The sequence below is a fragment of the Pantoea sp. UYEF8 genome, from assembly GCF_040546285.1.
Taxonomy (GTDB): domain Bacteria; phylum Pseudomonadota; class Gammaproteobacteria; order Enterobacterales; family Enterobacteriaceae; genus Pantoea; species Pantoea brenneri.
The window spans coordinates 1-17,684 of the sequence record NZ_JBEPNM010000006.1 but is presented as its reverse complement, the minus strand read 5'-3'; the positions used below and the strand labels follow the sequence as shown (position 1 = coordinate 17,684).

Genomic DNA, 17,684 nt, shown 5'->3' with positions numbered 1-17,684 from the left:
CGACCGCACCCTCTGCGAGTCAGGCCGGTTTATAGATCAGATGTCCGGCGACGCCGCCGGCTCCGCCATCTTTGGGATGGTTGATGCCATCACTGACCGGAACATCGGTAAAATCAAACGGGGAAACGCCCGCCAGGCAGGCAACGTTGACACCATACTGATCGGGCTGTGAACGGCTCTGATGAAAGGTGTAAATGCCGCAGACTGAACAGAAGTAATGGCCGACCTGCTTACTGTTAAAGCGGTATTCGGTGAGCTTTTCTTTGCCGCGCGTCACCTCAATCTGGCTGGCAAAGACCACAACCGCGCCCCGCATCCGGCAGAACGAACAGTTGCAGCGCCGTATCGTGTTAAATCCATCTTTCAGCGTCACGCTGAACGCCACTGCGCCACAATGGCATTGTGCCGATATCTCATTTTGCATCGCGATCTCCTGGATAAGTGCGTAGCGGCTGGCGTGATAGCGTCTGCCACGTTTACGCCGTCACAACAGTGTAGCGCGGGAAAATGACGCGCTGTAGATTAAACGGTAATCAGCGTCAGGTCCTCCGCCTCAAAGGCGCTCAGCAACGCTTTATCCAGTTTTTTCTCCACCACCAGCAGCGAAAGCGCATGACATTCCGCGATTTTAAACCGGGCCACCGCAGGGATTTTTTCGGCCGTCAGGCCGACAATCACCTGATTACTCTGCTCAATGGCCACTTTTTTAAATTCACAATCGGCATAGTCAAAACCGGTCAGTCCGGCTTCCGGGCTCATTGCACAGCCACCGATAAAGGCCTGGTCGAACAGCATGCCTCGCACCTGATGAATAGCGCTTTGCCCGACGCAGCCGCCGGTGCTTTTTTGCATCTGCCCGCCCAGCATGATCACCTCCGCGCGCGGATGCGCTAACAGCACCGCCGCAATATCAGGCGCATTGGTTACTACGGTTAAGGCAAGATCTGCCGGCAGAGCCCGCGCCAGCGCCAGATTGGTGGTGCCGGCATCAATAAAAATGCAGCTGTTGCTGTTGATCAGGCTGGCGCAGCGCTGCGCGATCAGGGCTTTTACTGCATGATCCTGCTCTTTTCGATGGGTAAAACTGCCTGCATCCGGCAGCGGCAATACCGCTCCGCCATAGACCTTTTTACACAAGCCCTCTTTACTGAGTTCATGCAAATCCCGGCGGATAGTGTGTTCCGAGACCGCCATCTGGCGTGCCAGATCCGCGCAGACCACGCGTCCGGTCTGCTGCAAAATCTCACGGATCAGCGCTTGTCGCTGCTGCGGGAAAGCTGCATAATCGAGCATTAATACTCCTGAATAATCACAATCGAGCTATAGTGAGCATCATCACGCCGCCGCTGACTGCTGTCAATAGGGTCAGAGGCGGGCAGGCTTTGATCAGGGCAGATGGCTGGCCTCTGGCATTCATTTTTAAAAAGGATCGGTATGGCTCTTCGCGAAACTGCAGTATCCCCGACGCTGGCGACGCGGGTCGTTTTTTTTCTTGCCGGTTTTGTTACTGCAACCTGGGCGGTGATTGTCCCGTTTGCGCGTGCCAATACCGGTGTCAATGAAGCGGTACTGGGAACGCTACTGCTGTGTCTGGGAATGGGGGCGCTGATCGCAATGCCGGTTACCGGCTTGCTGACCAGCCGGTTCGGCTGCCGGCGGGTGATTCTGGTGGCGATTGGATTGATTATTATCAGTACGCCCTGGCTGTCGGTACTGAGCGATCCGCTGTGGCTGGCGCTGGCGCTGTTAGTGTTTGGCGTGGGTATCGGCGTCACCGATTGCGCCATGAACATCCAGGCGATTCTGGTGGAGAAGCAGTCTGCGGTACCGTTAATGTCCGGTTTCCATGGCATGTACAGCGTTGGCGGAATTGCGGGCGCCGGGCTGATGACGTTGTTGCTGGCAATGGGGTTAAGCGTGCTGGCCAGCTGCTTACTGGTCATTGCGGCGGTGGTGGTCATGACGCTCTACAGCGCGGCCGGTTTGCTGACCTATGCGAATCCTTATGAAGGCCCCGCTTTTGCGATACCGCGTGGTAGTGTACTGATTATTGGTATTATTTGCTTCGCGGTGTTCCTGACCGAGGGCACGGTGCTGGACTGGAGTGCGGTCTATCTGACCGATGTCCGGGCTATTCCGGAGGCGCTGGGCGGACTGGGCTATACCTTTTTTGCGGTGGCAATGACGGTGGCGCGCCTGACCGGCGATCGGATTATTTTGTCGCTGGGACGCTTTCCGGTGGTGCTGGGCGGCGCGTTAATTGCTGCCGCAGGTCTGGCTATCGTCACCTTTATCACCGCCTGGCCGCTGGCGTTACTGGGTTATGCCCTGGTGGGCGCGGGCTGCGCCAATATCGTGCCGGTGATGTTTTCAGCCGCAGGGCAGCAGACGGTGATGCCGCAATCCGTCGCGGTGCCGGCGATTACCACACTCGGCTATATGGGCGTATTGAGCGGCCCCGCCGTGATTGGCTATGTGGCGCATTTTACCCATCTGTCGTTCGCCTTCTCGCTGATTATTCTGCTGATGCTGGTTGTCGGCGCGATCTCAATGACGCTGGACCTGGGACAAAGAACCGCGAAGGGGAATAACGCATGAAGATTTGCCACGTCGCGCCGTGGACCCGCGATCCAGAAGCGCAGCGCGCTTTCTGGCAGGCGATGTTTGGTGCCAACAGTAATCAGCGTCATCTCAACAAAAACCGTCCCGGCTTCGCCTCTTATTTTATGCGCCTGCGTGAAGGGACGACAATCGAACTGATGACGCTACCCGAGCTGGAAGCGGGGCAGACCGGCCAGGAAATGACGGGCTGGGCGCATATCGCCATTGCGCCAGGCGATGAGCATCAGGTGGATGAGATGGCAGTTCGCGCGGCTGAGAGTGGCATATTAATCGCGCCGCCGCGCCGGACTGGCGATAGTTTCGATGAGGCAATTATCCGCGATCCTGATGGCAATCTGATTGAGCTTGTCGCGGAATAGTGCGACGTTTTCATCGGCGGCTGAGCAGAACTGTGCCGCCGCCGCGTGGCTCAACGGCGGCGGCGTGGGGGCATCAGGCCTGAGCTAACCGTACCCAGCGCCGTCCCACTAGTACCGTGATAGCGACAATCGTGATACCAGCCGCCAGATGCATTAAGAAATCGATCATATGCAGATGGGTATCATGACACAGCGACAGCAGCATCGAAGCGCTGAAGGCGCTGCCGCAGCCGGCCAGCGCCAGACTTTTCCCCGGATGCAGGGAGCGGGTGCGCTGCAACGCAATCACCGACAGCAGCATCATCGGCAGACTGGCGGACAGCATAAACAGATAGCAGTGTATGCCTTCACCAAAACGACCCGCGCCTGCAGGCGGTCGTGATGAGGACATGTTGAGCAGATTGAGCGTCAGCCATACGCCAGCCAGCAGCAACAGCCAGCCCATGCCGGACACTTTTCTTCCGGCAATACTCAGGGTAAATGCCGCAGCGAGGCTGCTGCCAGCAATGATCAGCGATAGCAGCAGGGCGATCAGCGCGATCGTCGCGTCAGGCTGTGACCAGTCGGTCAGCCGGGTATGAAACGCCCAACTGCTCAGCGCGCCGCAGGGCAATGCCGCGGCTATCCAGCCGGTGACGCGCCAGGGCGTCGGCCAGACACGCCGTACCGGCTGAGCGGACTGGCTCAGCCGATCAATAAACGGGTCATGATTTCTCATGATTGCTTCCATATTTTCGTAGGTTAAGCATTGCACGATGCAGCAGGGATTTGACCGCTGATACCGATTGATTGGTTTCGGCGGCCGCCTGCGCCAGACTTTGTTCACGCAGATGGACCGATTCAACGATTTCACGCTGTCGCAGCGGCAGCGTACCCAGATAGCCGGTGAGTTCATCTGTCGCCGTGGCGCTATCAGCGCTGTCGGCGGGCTGCTGGTTCAGCGCATCCTCATCCTGTACTTCCTGACGGCGACCGCGCTGACGCAGTGCATCTATCGCCCTGGCAGAAGTGATAGCCGCCACCCAGGGCAATATCGGGCGACGGGGATCGTAGGTATGGCGTACCCGATGAATCGCCAGCAGCGTCTCCTGAATCACATCTTCGACCAGCGCAGCGTCACTGATTTTTTTGCACACTAAAGCGCGGATGGCCGGAACCATCGCTTTTAACAACTGGTTATAGGCGTCTCTGTCGCCTTCCTGCGCGCGGGCCATCAGATGGGGCCATAGCAGCGCGCGGTTATCAGTTTCTGGCATTCATTATCAGCAGATTAACCGTCTGGCGGGCTGCCACGGTGTCGATTCATCATGGAATTCACGTTTTCTTTCCGTTCTCCGTTGCCTGATCCAGAGCTGAAATGACGATACCTGGCGTCAGCACCTGAGGCAATACCATCGGCTTACCGCCGTTGGCGGGATAGACCACATACAGCGGCAGACCGCCCCGACCAAAGTCACTCAGCGCCTGTTCCACATCAGGATTATATTTGGTTGAGTCCGCCACCATGTAAATGGTACTGGTGCGTGCCATCGCTGCTTTAACCGCCTGCGTCGACAGCGAGGTACGATCGTTGACCTGACAGGTAATACACCACGGCGCGGTAAAGTTAACCAGAATCGGTTTGCCCTGACCTTTAATGGCGTCGACATTCTGCGGTGACCAGGCTACGGCTGCGGCGGCCTGCGAGGCTTCTTCAGTTTGTGGTGCTGCGGCGAAGCTGTTCAGGTTAAGTAGTGGCGGAACCACTAACGCCAGGAAAAAGACGGTCGCGAGGTGCAGCGCCCAGTGACGCCGACCCATCATACGGCGTTTCTGCGCCATGCCATACAGCCAAGCAGCAAAACTGAATAACAGACAGCAGGCCAGAATCGCTGCCAGCGCCGCCGATCCCGCCTGACGTTCCAGCACCCATATTAACCAGCCAACTGCGCCCAGCATTGGAAAAGCCAGACCCTGTTTAAGGGTGATCATCCAGGCGCCGGGGGCCGGTAAGATCCGGGCCAGCAGCGGGAAAAACGAGATCAGGGTAAAGGGCGCAGCAAAACCCAGCGCCAGCGCGATAAAAATCACCAGGCTGACCAGCGGCGGCTGGGTCAGGGCATAACCAACGGCGCTGGCCATAAAGGGCGCACTGCACGGCGTGGCGACAATAATCGCCAGCGCACCGGTCAGTGCCGATCCCATCAGGCCGCCACGGTCACTTCCTACGCCACCAACCCGCTGAACCGACAGCCCGACCTCAAACAGACCGAGCAGGTTCAGTGCTGACCCGAGCATCACCAGTATCAACACAGCGATCACCAGCGGTGACTGTAACTGGAATCCCCAACCCACCGAGGCACCACCGGCACGCGCCAGCAGCAGCACGGCGCTCAGTGCAACCATGGTAACTACCACGCCGAGCAGAAACGCCAGCCCTTCCATTCGGGCATGGGCAGGTTTGTCGTGATGGCGGATCAGGCTCAGCGCTTTCAGTGAGATAACCGGAAACACGCAGGGCATTAAGTTGAGAATAATGCCGCCCAGAAAGGCGGCCGCGATGGCTGTCAGCATGATGAACCTACTCAGAGGGTGAAATTAAGCCGGATTGGCCTGACGATATTTTTTAACTGCGTCCATCGCTTTCTCAATATGAGCATCCGGATTTTTGTCAGTGTAACTGAGCAGAATTTTGCCATCAGGCGCAATGACGTAAGAGGTACGGTCAGAAAGCTTCTGGCCCTTCATCTCCATGGTGCTTTTATATTCGGCCGCCACTTTTGCGCCAGGATCGGCTGCAACGGTGAATTTATCGCGGCATTCCAGCTGTGAGAATTTGGCAATCTGATCGGTATTGCCTGCGGTTACGCCAATCACTGTCGCACCCTGTTTTTTAAATTCATCGGTTGCTTCAGCAAAGTCGTGCGCTTCCAGCGTGCAGCCAGCACTGAAGGCCGCCGGGAAGAAGTAGAGCACCACCGGACCTTTCTGCAACGCCTGCTGCAATGAGAAGGTAGTGGCTTTACCCGCCAGCGCGGCTTCCAGCTTAAAATCAGGCGCTTTTTCACCGACCTGCAGAGCGGCGAAGGCAGAACTGACCGGCACGCTCAGCGCCATCAGGGTGGCGACAGCCAGGGTTTTCAGGGATTTTTGCATTGGCATCATTCTCTCTCCGTTAACAGGCAGGCGGTGTCGCCTGATGACCTTATTAACAGGTTCGCTGGTCTGGCGAAAAAGTTGCGCGCCAGGATAATTATTTTTCTCTTTTTCTATCAGGCGACCAAAAGCCGCAAAGAAAATTGAATATCGCTGACGTAATAAACCGCATCGCAATCGAATAATGGTGCAGAGCGTATTCGGCGCTGAATCGAATAAAGCTAACGGCTTTCAGGTTCACGTATCCGGATGTAACCCGACATTTGATCCCATGCTTTTGTGATTTAACGCGCATTAATGAAGCAAATATCCGCGCTTTTTTCAGCAGGTGAGGCGTGTCACGTTTCTTCAGGCGTTAAATCCCTAGATTTGCCTTAAATCAAGGTAAACCGATTCAGCAAAAGGGATGAATAATGAAAATTAAACTGGCGTTAACGGTACTGGCGGTTCTGGTTTCGGGCTCTGCTACAGCGAAAAGCTGGGTGCTGACGAGTGCTGAACAGGGCACGGATAAAGGAAACTGGCAGATTTCCAGCAGTGAGCTGAAACTGTCAGGCAAACCGTTCAGCATTGAGCAGAAGGTGCTGCATGGTGGTAAGCAGGAAGGCAGTAAAATTCTGGTGATCCGCAGTCAGGATGGCCTGACCATTACCCTGAGTCCGACCCGCGGCATGAATTTATTACGTGTCGAAGGCTTTGGCAGCCGGATGGGCTGGGATTCACCGGTGAAAGAGGTGGTAAACCCGGCGTTTATTAATCTGGAGAGCCGTAACGGCCTGGGCTGGCTGGAAGGTTTCAATGAGATGATGGTGCGCTGCGGTTATGAATGGACCGGCCACCCGGTTACCGCCGACGGTAAAATCTATACGCTGCATGGTAAAGCCGGTAATACCCCGGTTTCACAGCTGGAAGTGGAGGTGGCAGACGCGGCGCCGCATGAAATCCGCATTCGCGGCTTAATTAAGGAAAGCACCTTCAAAAAAGCCGATTTGCAGACCCAGACCGAACTGCGCTACGTGCCGGGCAGCAATAGTTTCAGCCTGCATGACGTATTAACCAACCACGGTGACTACCCGCACGATTATCAGATCATTTACCACAGTAACTTTGGCACACCTATTCTGGAAGAGGGCGCGCGTTTCCTCGCGCCGATGTCCAGCATCAGTCCGTTTAATGACTATGCCAAAGCCGGCCTGAAAACCTGGCAAACCTATCAGGGGCCAACCAAAGATTTCGACGAGATAGTGTTTAACGTCAAACCGCTGGCTGATGATCATCATCAGTCGGTCGCTGCGGTGGTAAATAAAGCAGGTAACAGCGGCGCGTCGATCCAGTTTGATACCCGCCAGTTACCGGTGCTGTCGCTGTGGAAAAATAGTGATACGCTGAAGCAAGGCTATGTGACCGGTATTGAACCCGGCACCAGTTACGCCTATCCGGTTACCATTGAACGTGAACAAAAACGTGTTAAGCAATTGCAACCTGGTGCCAGCACCGCATTTGATCTGACCTATACCTTGCTGCATAACAGTGAGCAGGTAAAAGACGTTGAGCAGAGGATCAAAACTATTCAGGGCGAGACCAAAATTGATGAAATTGCGACGCCAATAGCCAAAGAGTAATCGGTAAGATAAAAATCCCGCTAACGTCAGTTGCCGTTGCGGGATTTTTTTCTACTGATAATCTGCAATATTCATCAGCCAGCGCGGGCTACCGCGTTGAGCAGATAATAGCAGGTTCTTTTATAGCGGAATTCGAGGGCGTAATGATTTCAAAAGAGAATGCAGAGCACTATCACTGGGGCGATGCCTGCGATGGATGGTATCTGCTGAAGCGTCAGGATATGCTGATTATTCATGAAAAAATGCCGGCCGATACGCAGGAAAAACGTCATTTTCATTCGCTCTCACGCCAGTTTTTCTTTGTACTCGACGGCGTGCTCACCATGGAGCTTGAAGGTGAGAAGCATCAGATTGCCGCACGGCAGGGGATTGAAATTCCTCCTGCGGCAAAGCATCAGGCGCGAAATGAGTCCGATAGCGCAGTTGAGTTTATCGTCATTTCTCATCCAACCACGCGCGGTGACCGCTCTGATGTGGCGGAGCAATAAAGCAAAGAGCAGCAGGGGTTAGGTGCGAGAGTCTGACTCTCTGTGTGAGAGTGTTAATTTAACATAAGATAGATTATGCGCACATGATAAGGCTTTTCATTTTATCCTGTTTTTCCGTCCCGCCGCCAGAATATGCTGATTTGCATCAGGACCTTTTGCCGCTAGCGCTGTATAATCTTTTGCATATCGAAAATCCGGGGACATTATGATTAAGCGCGTTTTACAGTTACTGATTGCAGGTTCACTGATAGTTCTTCCGCTCATCTCGCAGGCATCGCGACAAATTATCGATCAGCTTGGCCGTCAGGTCACGATTCCCGATCGCGTCGATCGCGTGGTCGTACTTCAGCATCAGACGCTGAATCTGCTGGTGCAAATGAATGCCACCGACAAAATTGTTGGCGTGATGGCGAACTGGAAGCAGCAGCTTGGCGACAGCTATGCCCGTCTGGCACCGACGCTGAGCCAGAAAGCGGCGCTGGGTGATCTCACCCATGTCGACCCTGAAAAACTGGTGGCGCTCCATCCACAGGTGGTGTTTGTGACCAATTACGCGCCTCAGGAGATGATCGACAGCATCAGCGCGCTGGGCATGCCGGTGGTGGCCATCTCCCTGCGCCACGATCGGACGGGCGAAAAAGCAAAACTCAATCCGACTCTGGCCGATGAAGAAACCGCCTACGATAGCGGATTACGCGAAGGAATCACCCTTATCGGAGAGATCGTCAATAAACCGGCGGAAGCGAAAGCACTGATTGAAGCCACCGATCGGGGCCGTAAAATGGTCAGTGACCGGCTGAAAGCAATTCCGGCCAACCAACGCGTTCGCGCATATATGGCAAACCCGCAGCTGACCACCTACGGCTCAGGTAAATATACCGGTCTGATGATGGCGCATGCGGGCGCAGTCAACGTGGCGGCGGCAACTGTGACCGGATTCAAAACCGTCTCAATGGAACAGGTGATCGCCTGGGATCCTGAGGTGATTTTTGTCCAGGATCGTTATCCGTCGGTGGTCGCTGAAATCCAGCATTCCCCGCAGTGGCAGACCATTTCGGCGGTGAAAAACCATCGGGTCTATCTGATGCCAGATTACGCGAAAGCCTGGGGCTATCCGATGCCGGAAGCGATGGGTATTGGTGAACTGTGGATGGCGAAAAAACTCTACCCGGCGAAGTTTCAGGACGTGGATATGCGCAAACTGGCGAACGACTGGTATCAGCGATTCTACCGCACCTCCTGGCAGGGTAATGACTGATGCGCGTGCTGGCGGCTGGTAGCCTGAAAAGCGTATGGCCCGCGCTGATGGCCCACTTTCCGCATGCTGTCGACAGCGTATTTGGCCCTGCCGGACTGTTGCGCGAACGCATCGAAGCGGGAGAATCCTGTGACCTGTTTGCCTCCGCCAATATGGCGCATCCGCAGCGATTGCTGGATGACGGACGAGCGCTGTCGGTAAGCCCGTTTGCCAGCAATAAGCTGTGCCTGACGGTGCGTAACGACGTGCTGCAAACCGGTGACGACTGGTTCACCCTGCTCACCCGCCATGAACTGCGGCTGGCAACGTCAACGCCGGTAAGCGATCCTTCAGGTGACTATACTCAGGCGCTTTTTAGCCGGATGGGTCCGGCTGGCGAGGCGGTACGTCAGCGTGCAATGCCACTGGTCGGTGGACCTGATTCTGTACCGGTGCCGGCTGGCAGGCTGGCGGCGGAATGGCTGCTTATCGAGGGCCAGGCGGATCTGTTTATTGGATATTCCAGCTATCGGACCGCCCTGCGCCAGGTTGCCGGGCTGACAGTGATCGATATCCCGGTATCGTATAACCCGCGCGTCGCCTATGGTTGTGCAGTCATCACGCCCGAGGCGGAGCGGCTGACGCAATTTTTAGCGTCGGCACAGGCAAAAGCCGTATTGCGTCAGGCCGGATTTGGTGGTTAGCCGCAGCCCCTGCTGTTTAAGTCTTAAAACTCTTCCGGTTCACCTGGCAGTGGCTCAGTCAGTTGCTGCCCTTTCACCCCGGCGTAGGTGATCACCAGTTCGGCTGGCTGGTCGAGGGTAAAACCCCGATGTGCGCTGTTAACCGTTTCATTCAGGGCTTCTCCGGCCTTAAAGGTTTGCTGTTCGCCACTCTGTTTATCTTCAACCATTAAGGTACCGGACAGCACAAACGCCGCATTGGGCATCGGATGGGTATGCCAGGGTAATGAGGTGTTGGCAGGCAGTGACAGCCGCATCACGGTCAGTTCGGGCTGGCCCGCCGGGTAGCATTCTATTTCCTCACCGTTCCAGGCCTGACTGCTGCGCATTACTTCGACTGCGTTAACCCCGGAAGCGTTGTTATCCTGTTTTGACATGGTAAATCCCTGTTAATAATTCAACTGTGAGCAGAACGATCTGGCCTGCTTAGCGGGATAAGCATAGAAGAAATTCGCCGCTCCGGCGCAATCGGCCTTGTGCAGCGCGCCATTGCCGTGGCAGGAAGAATATTGCACAGCTCCTCGACAGTGATACTTTCATCAAAACGGCAGCGTCGGTTTTGTTGTGCTTAATTTATGAACAATACTGGTGTTTGTGGTTATAAGATATATCCGTCAGCCAGTACGCATCATAACAATTCTGTATTATCTTTGATGCCATCTACAACCTAAGGGATATTTGATAATGAAAGGTCTGTTCACGGCGTTACTCGCCAGTTCTGTTTTATTATTATCCGCCTGTAACCAGGATGACGACAACAAAGTAAAAGTGGCGATTAATACCGGGCCGGATGAAGCGATCTGGCAGGTGGTACAGCAGGTAGCGAAAGAGAAATATAAGCTGGATGTGGAAGTGCTTAACTTCAACGACTACGTGTTACCTAATGAAGCGCTGAATAATAAAGAAGTCGATGCTAATGCCTTCCAGAGTCTGCCTTATCTGGAAGATCAATCTAAAGAACGTGGCTACAAATTTGCTGTGGTCGGTAAGACCTTTGTCTTCCCGATTGCGGCCTACTCGCACAAAATCAAAAATATCAGCGAGCTTCAGGATGGCGCAACGATCACCATCTCTAACGAAGCGACCACCCTCGGACGCAGCCTGTTACTGCTGCAGGCACAGGGCCTGATTAAGCTTAAAGATGGTGTCGGCTATTTACCGACCTCACTGGATATTACTGAGAATCCAAAGAATCTGAAACTGGTTGAAGTTGATACGCCGCAGCTGACCCGTACGCTGGATGATCCTAACGTTACCCTTTCGATCATTAATACCAATTTCTCGGCGCAGGCTGGATTATCAGCGCATCGTGACGGCTTATTTATGGAAAGTGCGGCCTCTCCTTATGTCAACGCGCTGGTTTCACGCGAAGATAATAAAGACAGTGATAAAATTCAGAAGCTGAAATCGGCACTGCAATCACCTGAAGTAGCGGCCAAGGCAGAAGAAGTTTATAAAGGCGATGCCATTAAAGGCTGGTAATTAACTTTACGCCAAAACGTAAAAAGGCCGCACAGTATTGCGGCCTTTTTTATGCCCGGCGTTGAGGCATACCCTTAATGATTTCCGGCTGCATCTGGCATTATTTCAGCAAAGCAGCGGTCAGGCGGCGGCGCCCTTAGGCTGTGCTGAAACATGACCGGCCCACAGGCTGGCGATCCATTTCACCCCTTTTGAGGTAAAACGTGCCTGGGAAAAGGCGTGCTGGTTTTCACCCACACCGGAATGCAGCGTGAAATAACCGGCCTGCAGGTGGTAATGCTGTGGTGTCAGCGTCCCTTTTGCACGATACATAATGTTGCGTTCCAGCAGGAACTGACGGAATTCAGGCTCTTTGACCTTCAGCATTTTGCACAGCTGGCGAAAACCCAGCGAATCTTCAACCTCAACAAAGCTGTCAAAGAAAGCTGCTTTTGGGGCAGAAAGCGCCAGCTGCTGCTCAGCGGCCTGGCGCTGTTCAAACTGCTCAGCCCAGGCGCGTGCAGCTTCCGCCGGATTGGTGAAATCGGGCAGATGAGTGGTTCTTTCGCGATCCTGCCAGCGATCCAGCACTTCAGCGGTAAAGCCCGGTGACAGGCGCGCCACGGCCAGCAGCGAATCACGTTTATTCAGGCGGTACTCCTGGCGCACTTCCCCTTCCCGCTCATAATCATTGACGATTATCGGTTGCGACAGGCGCTGGGCGGTCTCCAGACTTTTAATTAACCGCTTAACTTCTCCATGCGTGATGCCGGTCATCTGAGCCAGTTCACGGCTGCTCATTGTGACCGATTGTTCCAGTGATTTGAGGCTTTCAGTCGAAATCATCATGGGTTAACCCCTCACTAACTCTACCAATACCCAGCGGGCAGTAGATTTATTATACAAACACCTGTTCAAATATCCAGTATTTTATTTGAACAATTGCCTAACCGGAACCCGTTACGCAAAACGGCGGTTGCAGAGGAATTTTTACCGGGGAGATAGCGGTTTCGCTGGGGTGTGGTTTAACGATGCAGCCATACGGATGAAGCGGATAGCAGTGAGGATGCTGTCGCTGTCTGGCGATGAGGACACTGTGGCTGTTTATGCAACGCGATGTTGCCAGCATCGCCCCGCGCGTTTCAGCTTTAAACACAGCATGATCGATAAAGACGGACACAGATTCTTTACATTACAGTATAGTAGTGGCGGTCGAATCCACCTTTCGCCGCGGCTGAACGCCCTGCTTACTGACTTATTCAGGACAATGAGACCTATCCTGAATAGCGTTTCAGGGCGCGCCAATCTACTGACTGCCGGATCGCCGCCGATCGATTGACTCGCGCGGCCATCCGGGCAAAACATATTGATTCGGGGCACAGGCGCTTTATCTCAGCCGTCAGCCTGCCGATGTCACTTTAACTGGAGTAAGTCATGCAGCCGTTGAAAGTCGCCTTTATCAAAGCAAACTGGCATAGCGAAATCGTTTCTCAGGCCCTGAGCGGATTCGAACAGGAACTGGAAAGTCGCGGTACGCCATATGAGATCAAAACATGGAATGTTCCGGGCGCTTTTGAAATGCCGCTGCTGGCGCAACGTCTGGCTCAGACCGGCAAGTTTGACGCCGTAGTCTGTGCCGCACTGGTTGTCGATGGCGGAATCTATCGCCATGATTTTGTCGCGCAGGCGGTTGTCAGCGGTCTGATGCAGGCCCAGCTGACCACCAACGTGCCGATCTTCTCGGTGTCGTTAACGCCGCATAACTTCCAGCCAGCACCGGAGTTTATTGACTTCTACACTGAACATTTCGTGAAGAAAGGCAAAGAAGCGGCGCGTGCTGTCAGCCAGATCCATGCGATCGCACTCTGATTTTCTAAATACTGCGGCTGAGGGTGATGCCACTCTCAGTCAGCCTGCCGGTTAAAATCAACCGAGAGTCGCTGTGCTTTAATAGGTGCAGCCGCGTCGGCTCTGGCTGCCGGAGCCTGAGTAAGGAGAAGATGATGGAGAAGCCTCGCCCGCCCTTGCCACCGTTTACCCTCGCCGAACAGGCTAGCGAAAAGGTCCGTCTGGCAGAGGATGCCTGGAACAGTCGGGATGCTGATCGGGTTTCGCTGGCTTATACCATCGACAGTCAGTGGCGCAATCGAGACACCTTTATTACCGGTCGCGCGGAGATTATCGCCTTTCTGCAGCAGAAATGGCTGCGGGAGCAGCAATACCGGTTGATTAAAGAGCTGTGGAGTTTTCACCACAACCGCATTGCGGTGCGGTTCGCCTATGAATGGCATGATGCCAGTCAGCAGTGGTATCGATCTTACGGCAATGAAAACTGGGCTTTCGACGACAACGGCTTAATGATGCAGCGTCACGCCAGTATTAATGACCTGCCAATCACTGAAAGCCAGCGACTGTTTCACTGGCCGCAGGGCCGCCGTCCTGATGACCATCCTTCACTCAGCGAGCTTGGCCTGTAGTTTCGGGACTACCCCGACTGAATGCACCCAGCGAGGCTTACCGCTGGGTGATTACTGTCCTCACTGGTGCGCTTAACCCTGTTCGTCAGGATTTTCGACAAATGACGCTTTATTACGGGTGACCGTATAAGCCACTTTTTTAACGTCATCAGGTGACGTTGTCACTTCAATTGGGGCAATGGTGACCCGACCGAGACCGAACAGCGTTGGGACGTAGCCACCAACCTGATGTTTGCCTGCCGGAACGTGCAACAGCATGCTTTCGCCATTGGGTAACGGGCCGGCATCTTTACCGTCCACCGTCAGAAAAACGTTGGACCCATCGTCTGCACGGGTTTTGATGTGTGAAACATCGATCTGCGTCGGGCCAGCAGCAAATTCACTGGGAGCATCGTTAGCGGCGTGGCGGGCACAACCGGTGAGTACAACGGCAGCCGTCACGGCGGCGAGTGTAAAACGATAAGGCATTTGGCAGTCTTTCTCCTGGTCATTTGAGCCGCCTATTTTAGCGGTTTGCCTGCCGGAAGTAACGGGTTGGCGGGTCGGTATGCTCTTAAAAACCGGCTGAATAGCGGCTTATTCATGCTCTTTTAGCGTAAATAAATTTTACTGAATAAATACACAGCTTTTCATTCGCCTGATACCTGATCATATAACCACCTGATCAGCCAGTAATTAACCGATTTTACTCCACGGATAAGCGCAGCGTCACGGCAGCTATGCTGCTGTTTGAACGCAGATCGCCCCCTATCAATTTGTCGTTATGAGGTTCATAGTGGCTGTTCATCCCCGGTTAATCCCGGCGGCCTTCCCCTCATCAGAGGGCACGATATGTATTCTCATACTACTGAAACAGTCTGCGCAATGACGGGCACCCATCCGGCGAATCTGAAAAGCTGGATGAAACAGGGCTTGTTATCACCGCAGATACGTCAGGATCAATGGAGCGACGCGCAGTTAAGCGAAGTCCGCAGTCTGGTTGCCTTAACCGCAACCGGCGCGACGCTACAGGAAATTAAACAGGGACAGGCGAGCGCATCAGCCATCTCCACCGCGGGCTGGACAGCACGCAAAGGCGATATGCTGTGGCAACTCGAATTTGGTACCCCGTTGTCGTTGTCGCGCCAGATGCACAAAATGTCCAGCGACTACAGCGGTGATGATTTTATCTTTAATCTGTTACGCCCGCTCAGCGACTGGCTGCGTGCCGATCGCCGTCAGGGTGCGGTACGTCGGCTGAGACGTTTCCAGCAGTCGGTGCAACAGCAGGCTGACAAGGTGATGCGCGCGTCATCACGCAGTGAAAGCACCATCCCGCTATTTCTCGAAGCGGTCAGCGTGCGCGATGAAACCGAAATCTGGCTGGAAGCGATTCGGCTGTCGGCGATGGGCTTCCACGTTGATGTTGCTTCGCATACCAGCGGTGAGCCAGCGGTGAAAACCGATTTACATCAGCACCATGTGATGTGGTGTGGCGCGGGCATCAGCCAGACAATGCAGGACTATTTTGAACAGCAGCGCCAGGCAGGTGAGCCGGTGATGCTTAGCGGTCCCGATCGTAATCTGCACTATGTTGCGACTCTCCGGAACAAAACCTCCTCGGCTGCCTGACTGCAGGCAGCATTTTCTCCGAATCCCTCCCTGTTTTCCGCCCCAGGCACATATTTTTTTCGGTTAAGAATCTCTTAAGATGGCTGCGTATACTGATGCCACCACACAGACTCATTGACGAGACGATAATGAAAAAAACCTTGCTGATCCTAAGCTTATTTATGCTGCCTGCCACCTTTAGCATTGCTCAGGCGTCCGATGACCTGACCGGTTGTGCCGCGAAAAAGCAGGAGATTGAAACCCAGCTCTCCTATGCTCGCCAGCATAATAATACCCATCAGACTGCCGGTCTTGAAAAAGCACTGAGCGAAGTAAAGGCCCACTGTACCGACAGCGGTCTGTTGCAGCAGCGGCAGGAGAAAGTCGCTGAGAAAAAGCAAAAGGTGCAGGAGCGGCAACAGGAACTGGCAAAAGCACAGGCTGAAGGACGTAGCGCCAGTAAAATTGAAAAGCGTCAGCAGAAACTGGCTGAAGCCCGTCAGGAACTGCAGGAAGCGGAACAGGCGCTGCAGCAATAATCTCACGTGGACCAGCCGCACCGGCTGGTCCACCCCTTTCCCCTTTTACTTCACGTTACTTTTCCGCTGAACGGCTGCCAACGCTAATTGCCTGATTAGCCTGCGCTATCCCGCCGCAACCCATTACTTAATCTCATCCTTTGATTACTTATTCTCATGCACTTAATTGGTGCAGTAAAGTCAATATGGCTGCGATCAATTATTTAACTTTTTGAACGCCTTCAAAGATCTGAAAAATGGCGATATTTCCCTTTCTATGCAGCCACTATGCGCTCTATGCGCATGATTATTCGCCTATGATGGTGAGCGAATGCGGATAATTATTCACTGCGGATGCGCCAAAAAGGCGCAATCAGCGCTGCTGCGGTGCTGACATCACCATCTTATTTGTTTCAGGAGTGTTAGATTATAGCGGCGCAGTGATTTGCGCTCTGTCTCCACGGCTCCACACAATAAATAACTTCATTAAGAAAGGTTTTTTATGGATAAGTTATCTTATGCGTCTGAAAGCAGTACATCTGCCTGGTCCACCTACTTACAACAAATCGACCGGGTTGCGCCCTATTTAGGCGATCTTTCACGTTGGATAGATACTTTGCGTCATCCAAAACGTGCGTTGATTGTCGATATTCCTCTGCAAATGGACGATGGCTCAATCCGCCATTTCGAAGGCTATCGCGTACAGCACAACCTTTCACGCGGTCCGGGCAAAGGCGGCATTCGCTACCATCCGGATGTTGATCTCAATGAGGTGATGGCGCTTTCCGCCTGGATGACCATCAAGTGTGCCGCAGTCAACCTGCCGTATGGTGGTGCTAAGGGCGGCATCCGCGTTGATCCTTTCAAACTGTCCGACGGTGAACTTGAGCGACTGACCCGCCGTTATACCAGCGAGATCGGCATCATCATCGGACCGCAAAAAGATATTCCTGCGCCAGACGTCGGCACTAACAGCAAAGTGATGGCGTGGATGATGGATACCTACTCCATGAACCACGGCACTACGATTACCGGCGTTGTCACCGGTAAGCCGATTCACCTCGGTGGTTCGCTGGGTCGTGAAAAAGCCACTGGTCGCGGGGTGTTTATCACCGGCCGTGAAGTGGCGCGTCGTGCCGGTATTGATATTGAAGGCGCCCGCGTTGCGGTGCAGGGCTTTGGTAACGTCGGCAGCGAAGCCGCCCGCCTGTTTAATGAGGCTGGCGCACGAGTGGTGGTGATTCAGGACCATACCGCGACACTGTTCAATGCCGACGGCATCGACATGGCTGCGCTGACTGAATGGCAGATCGCCCATAAGCAGATTGCCGGCTATCCGGGGTCAGTTTGGATATCGAAAATTATTGTACGTTAAGGTTGTTTTTTGTACATCTGAGCTGTGGTATGGGGGCTAGGTTGACAGGCGGTTTTG

At 54.0% G+C, this 17,684-nt stretch carries 20 protein-coding genes and 1 pseudogene; 12 read left to right on the top strand and 9 right to left on the bottom strand.

Going from position 1 to position 17,684, the window contains the following annotated elements:
* Positions 1 to 19 precede the first annotated feature (19 nt).
* Together ABIB18_RS12885 and ABIB18_RS12880 are read right to left on the bottom strand one after the other, a co-directional pair.
* Positions 20 to 424: a GFA family protein gene (locus tag ABIB18_RS12885; RefSeq protein WP_354474247.1), complete on the bottom strand. Its 405-nt coding sequence runs from the start codon at positions 422 to 424 to the stop codon at positions 20 to 22.
* A gap of 98 nt (positions 425 to 522) precedes the next feature.
* Positions 523 to 1,293, bottom strand: coding sequence for a DeoR/GlpR family DNA-binding transcription regulator (locus ABIB18_RS12880; protein WP_354474245.1), 771 nt, complete (start codon positions 1,291 to 1,293; stop codon positions 523 to 525).
* A 141-nt stretch (positions 1,294 to 1,434) separates the two neighbouring features.
* Here ABIB18_RS12880 and ABIB18_RS12875 point away from each other — a divergent pair, with 141 nt between their 5' ends.
* The gene (locus ABIB18_RS12875) at positions 1,435 to 2,598 is read left to right on the top strand and encodes an MFS transporter (RefSeq protein WP_354474243.1); all 1,164 of its coding nucleotides are present in this window, start codon (positions 1,435 to 1,437) and stop codon (positions 2,596 to 2,598) included.
* Complete coding sequence (locus ABIB18_RS12870; protein WP_354474241.1) at positions 2,595 to 2,981, top strand: VOC family protein; 387 nt, start codon at positions 2,595 to 2,597, stop codon at positions 2,979 to 2,981. The genes ABIB18_RS12875 and ABIB18_RS12870 overlap by 4 nt, the downstream gene beginning before the upstream one ends.
* 73 nt (positions 2,982 to 3,054) lie before the next feature.
* Here ABIB18_RS12870 and ABIB18_RS12865 read toward each other — a convergent pair whose 3' ends face one another.
* From ABIB18_RS12865 to ABIB18_RS12850, 4 genes are read right to left on the bottom strand one after another with little or no spacing between them, the layout of a single operon-like run.
* Positions 3,055 to 3,699 (bottom strand): NrsF family protein, encoded by a 645-nt coding sequence (locus ABIB18_RS12865; RefSeq protein WP_069729333.1) that lies wholly within the window; start codon positions 3,697 to 3,699, stop codon positions 3,055 to 3,057.
* On the bottom strand, positions 3,686 to 4,237 hold the full coding sequence (locus tag ABIB18_RS12860) for a sigma-70 family RNA polymerase sigma factor (protein ID WP_031374450.1): 552 nt from the start codon (positions 4,235 to 4,237) through the stop codon (positions 3,686 to 3,688). Before ABIB18_RS12860 ends, ABIB18_RS12865 begins: the two co-directional genes overlap by 14 nt.
* A gap of 58 nt (positions 4,238 to 4,295) precedes the next feature.
* Positions 4,296 to 5,534 (bottom strand): protein-disulfide reductase DsbD family protein, encoded by a 1,239-nt coding sequence (locus tag ABIB18_RS12855; protein ID WP_354474238.1) that lies wholly within the window; start codon positions 5,532 to 5,534, stop codon positions 4,296 to 4,298.
* 24 nt (positions 5,535 to 5,558) lie between these two features.
* Positions 5,559 to 6,122 carry a peroxiredoxin gene (locus tag ABIB18_RS12850; RefSeq protein WP_031374452.1) on the bottom strand — a complete coding sequence of 188 codons (564 nt, stop codon included), beginning with the start codon at positions 6,120 to 6,122 and terminating at the stop codon, positions 5,559 to 5,561.
* Between the two features lie 407 nt (positions 6,123 to 6,529).
* On the opposite strand from ABIB18_RS12850, the gene ABIB18_RS12845 reads away from it, so the two are divergent.
* From ABIB18_RS12845 to ABIB18_RS12830, 4 genes are all read left to right on the top strand, one after another.
* Complete coding sequence (locus tag ABIB18_RS12845; protein WP_354474236.1) at positions 6,530 to 7,738, top strand: aldose 1-epimerase family protein; 1,209 nt, start codon at positions 6,530 to 6,532, stop codon at positions 7,736 to 7,738.
* Positions 7,739 to 7,881: 143 nt separating this feature from the next.
* On the top strand, positions 7,882 to 8,226 hold the full coding sequence (locus ABIB18_RS12840; protein ID WP_089561788.1) for a cupin domain-containing protein: 345 nt from the start codon (positions 7,882 to 7,884) through the stop codon (positions 8,224 to 8,226).
* A 205-nt stretch (positions 8,227 to 8,431) separates the two neighbouring features.
* Positions 8,432 to 9,484, top strand: coding sequence for an ABC transporter substrate-binding protein (locus ABIB18_RS12835; RefSeq protein ID WP_089561789.1), 1,053 nt, complete (start codon positions 8,432 to 8,434; stop codon positions 9,482 to 9,484).
* Positions 9,484 to 10,167: a molybdate ABC transporter substrate-binding protein gene (locus tag ABIB18_RS12830; RefSeq protein ID WP_354474234.1), complete on the top strand. Its 684-nt coding sequence runs from the start codon at positions 9,484 to 9,486 to the stop codon at positions 10,165 to 10,167. The genes ABIB18_RS12835 and ABIB18_RS12830 overlap by 1 nt, the downstream gene beginning before the upstream one ends.
* 23 nt (positions 10,168 to 10,190) lie before the next feature.
* On the opposite strand, the gene ABIB18_RS12825 is transcribed toward ABIB18_RS12830, so the two are convergent.
* Positions 10,191 to 10,583: a cupin domain-containing protein gene (locus ABIB18_RS12825; RefSeq protein WP_354474232.1), complete on the bottom strand. Its 393-nt coding sequence runs from the start codon at positions 10,581 to 10,583 to the stop codon at positions 10,191 to 10,193.
* Positions 10,584 to 10,890: 307 nt separating this feature from the next.
* On the opposite strand from ABIB18_RS12825, the gene ABIB18_RS12820 reads away from it, so the two are divergent.
* Positions 10,891 to 11,688 (top strand): MetQ/NlpA family ABC transporter substrate-binding protein, encoded by a 798-nt coding sequence (locus ABIB18_RS12820; RefSeq protein ID WP_031374457.1) that lies wholly within the window; start codon positions 10,891 to 10,893, stop codon positions 11,686 to 11,688.
* Between the two features lie 120 nt (positions 11,689 to 11,808).
* Here the strand turns inward: ABIB18_RS12820 and ABIB18_RS12815 are convergent, their stop codons facing one another.
* A complete protein-coding gene (locus tag ABIB18_RS12815) occupies positions 11,809 to 12,516 on the bottom strand; it encodes a phage antirepressor KilAC domain-containing protein (RefSeq protein WP_031374458.1) in 708 nt (235 codons plus the stop codon).
* Between the two features lie 585 nt (positions 12,517 to 13,101).
* Between ABIB18_RS12815 and ABIB18_RS12810 the strand changes: the two genes are divergently transcribed.
* Positions 13,102 to 13,536, top strand: coding sequence for a 6,7-dimethyl-8-ribityllumazine synthase (locus ABIB18_RS12810; RefSeq protein ID WP_354474229.1), 435 nt, complete (start codon positions 13,102 to 13,104; stop codon positions 13,534 to 13,536).
* Positions 13,537 to 13,670: 134 nt separating this feature from the next.
* Positions 13,671 to 14,144 (top strand): nuclear transport factor 2 family protein, encoded by a 474-nt coding sequence (locus tag ABIB18_RS12805; RefSeq protein WP_031374460.1) that lies wholly within the window; start codon positions 13,671 to 13,673, stop codon positions 14,142 to 14,144.
* A gap of 72 nt (positions 14,145 to 14,216) precedes the next feature.
* On the opposite strand, the gene ABIB18_RS12800 is transcribed toward ABIB18_RS12805, so the two are convergent.
* Positions 14,217 to 14,612 (bottom strand): hypothetical protein, encoded by a 396-nt coding sequence (locus ABIB18_RS12800; protein ID WP_031374461.1) that lies wholly within the window; start codon positions 14,610 to 14,612, stop codon positions 14,217 to 14,219.
* A gap of 363 nt (positions 14,613 to 14,975) precedes the next feature.
* Between ABIB18_RS12800 and ABIB18_RS12795 the strand changes: the two genes are divergently transcribed.
* The 3 genes and pseudogenes from ABIB18_RS12795 to ABIB18_RS12785 form a co-directional block, all read left to right on the top strand.
* Complete coding sequence (locus ABIB18_RS12795; RefSeq protein WP_354474227.1) at positions 14,976 to 15,755, top strand: MerR family transcriptional regulator; 780 nt, start codon at positions 14,976 to 14,978, stop codon at positions 15,753 to 15,755.
* A 128-nt stretch (positions 15,756 to 15,883) separates the two neighbouring features.
* On the top strand, positions 15,884 to 16,273 hold the full coding sequence (locus ABIB18_RS12790; RefSeq protein WP_279809920.1) for a DUF1090 domain-containing protein: 390 nt from the start codon (positions 15,884 to 15,886) through the stop codon (positions 16,271 to 16,273).
* A gap of 481 nt (positions 16,274 to 16,754) precedes the next feature.
* Positions 16,755 to 17,609: pseudogene (locus tag ABIB18_RS12785) on the top strand (Glu/Leu/Phe/Val family dehydrogenase); the annotation flags it as partial.
* Between the last annotated feature and the right edge of the window lie 75 nt (positions 17,610 to 17,684).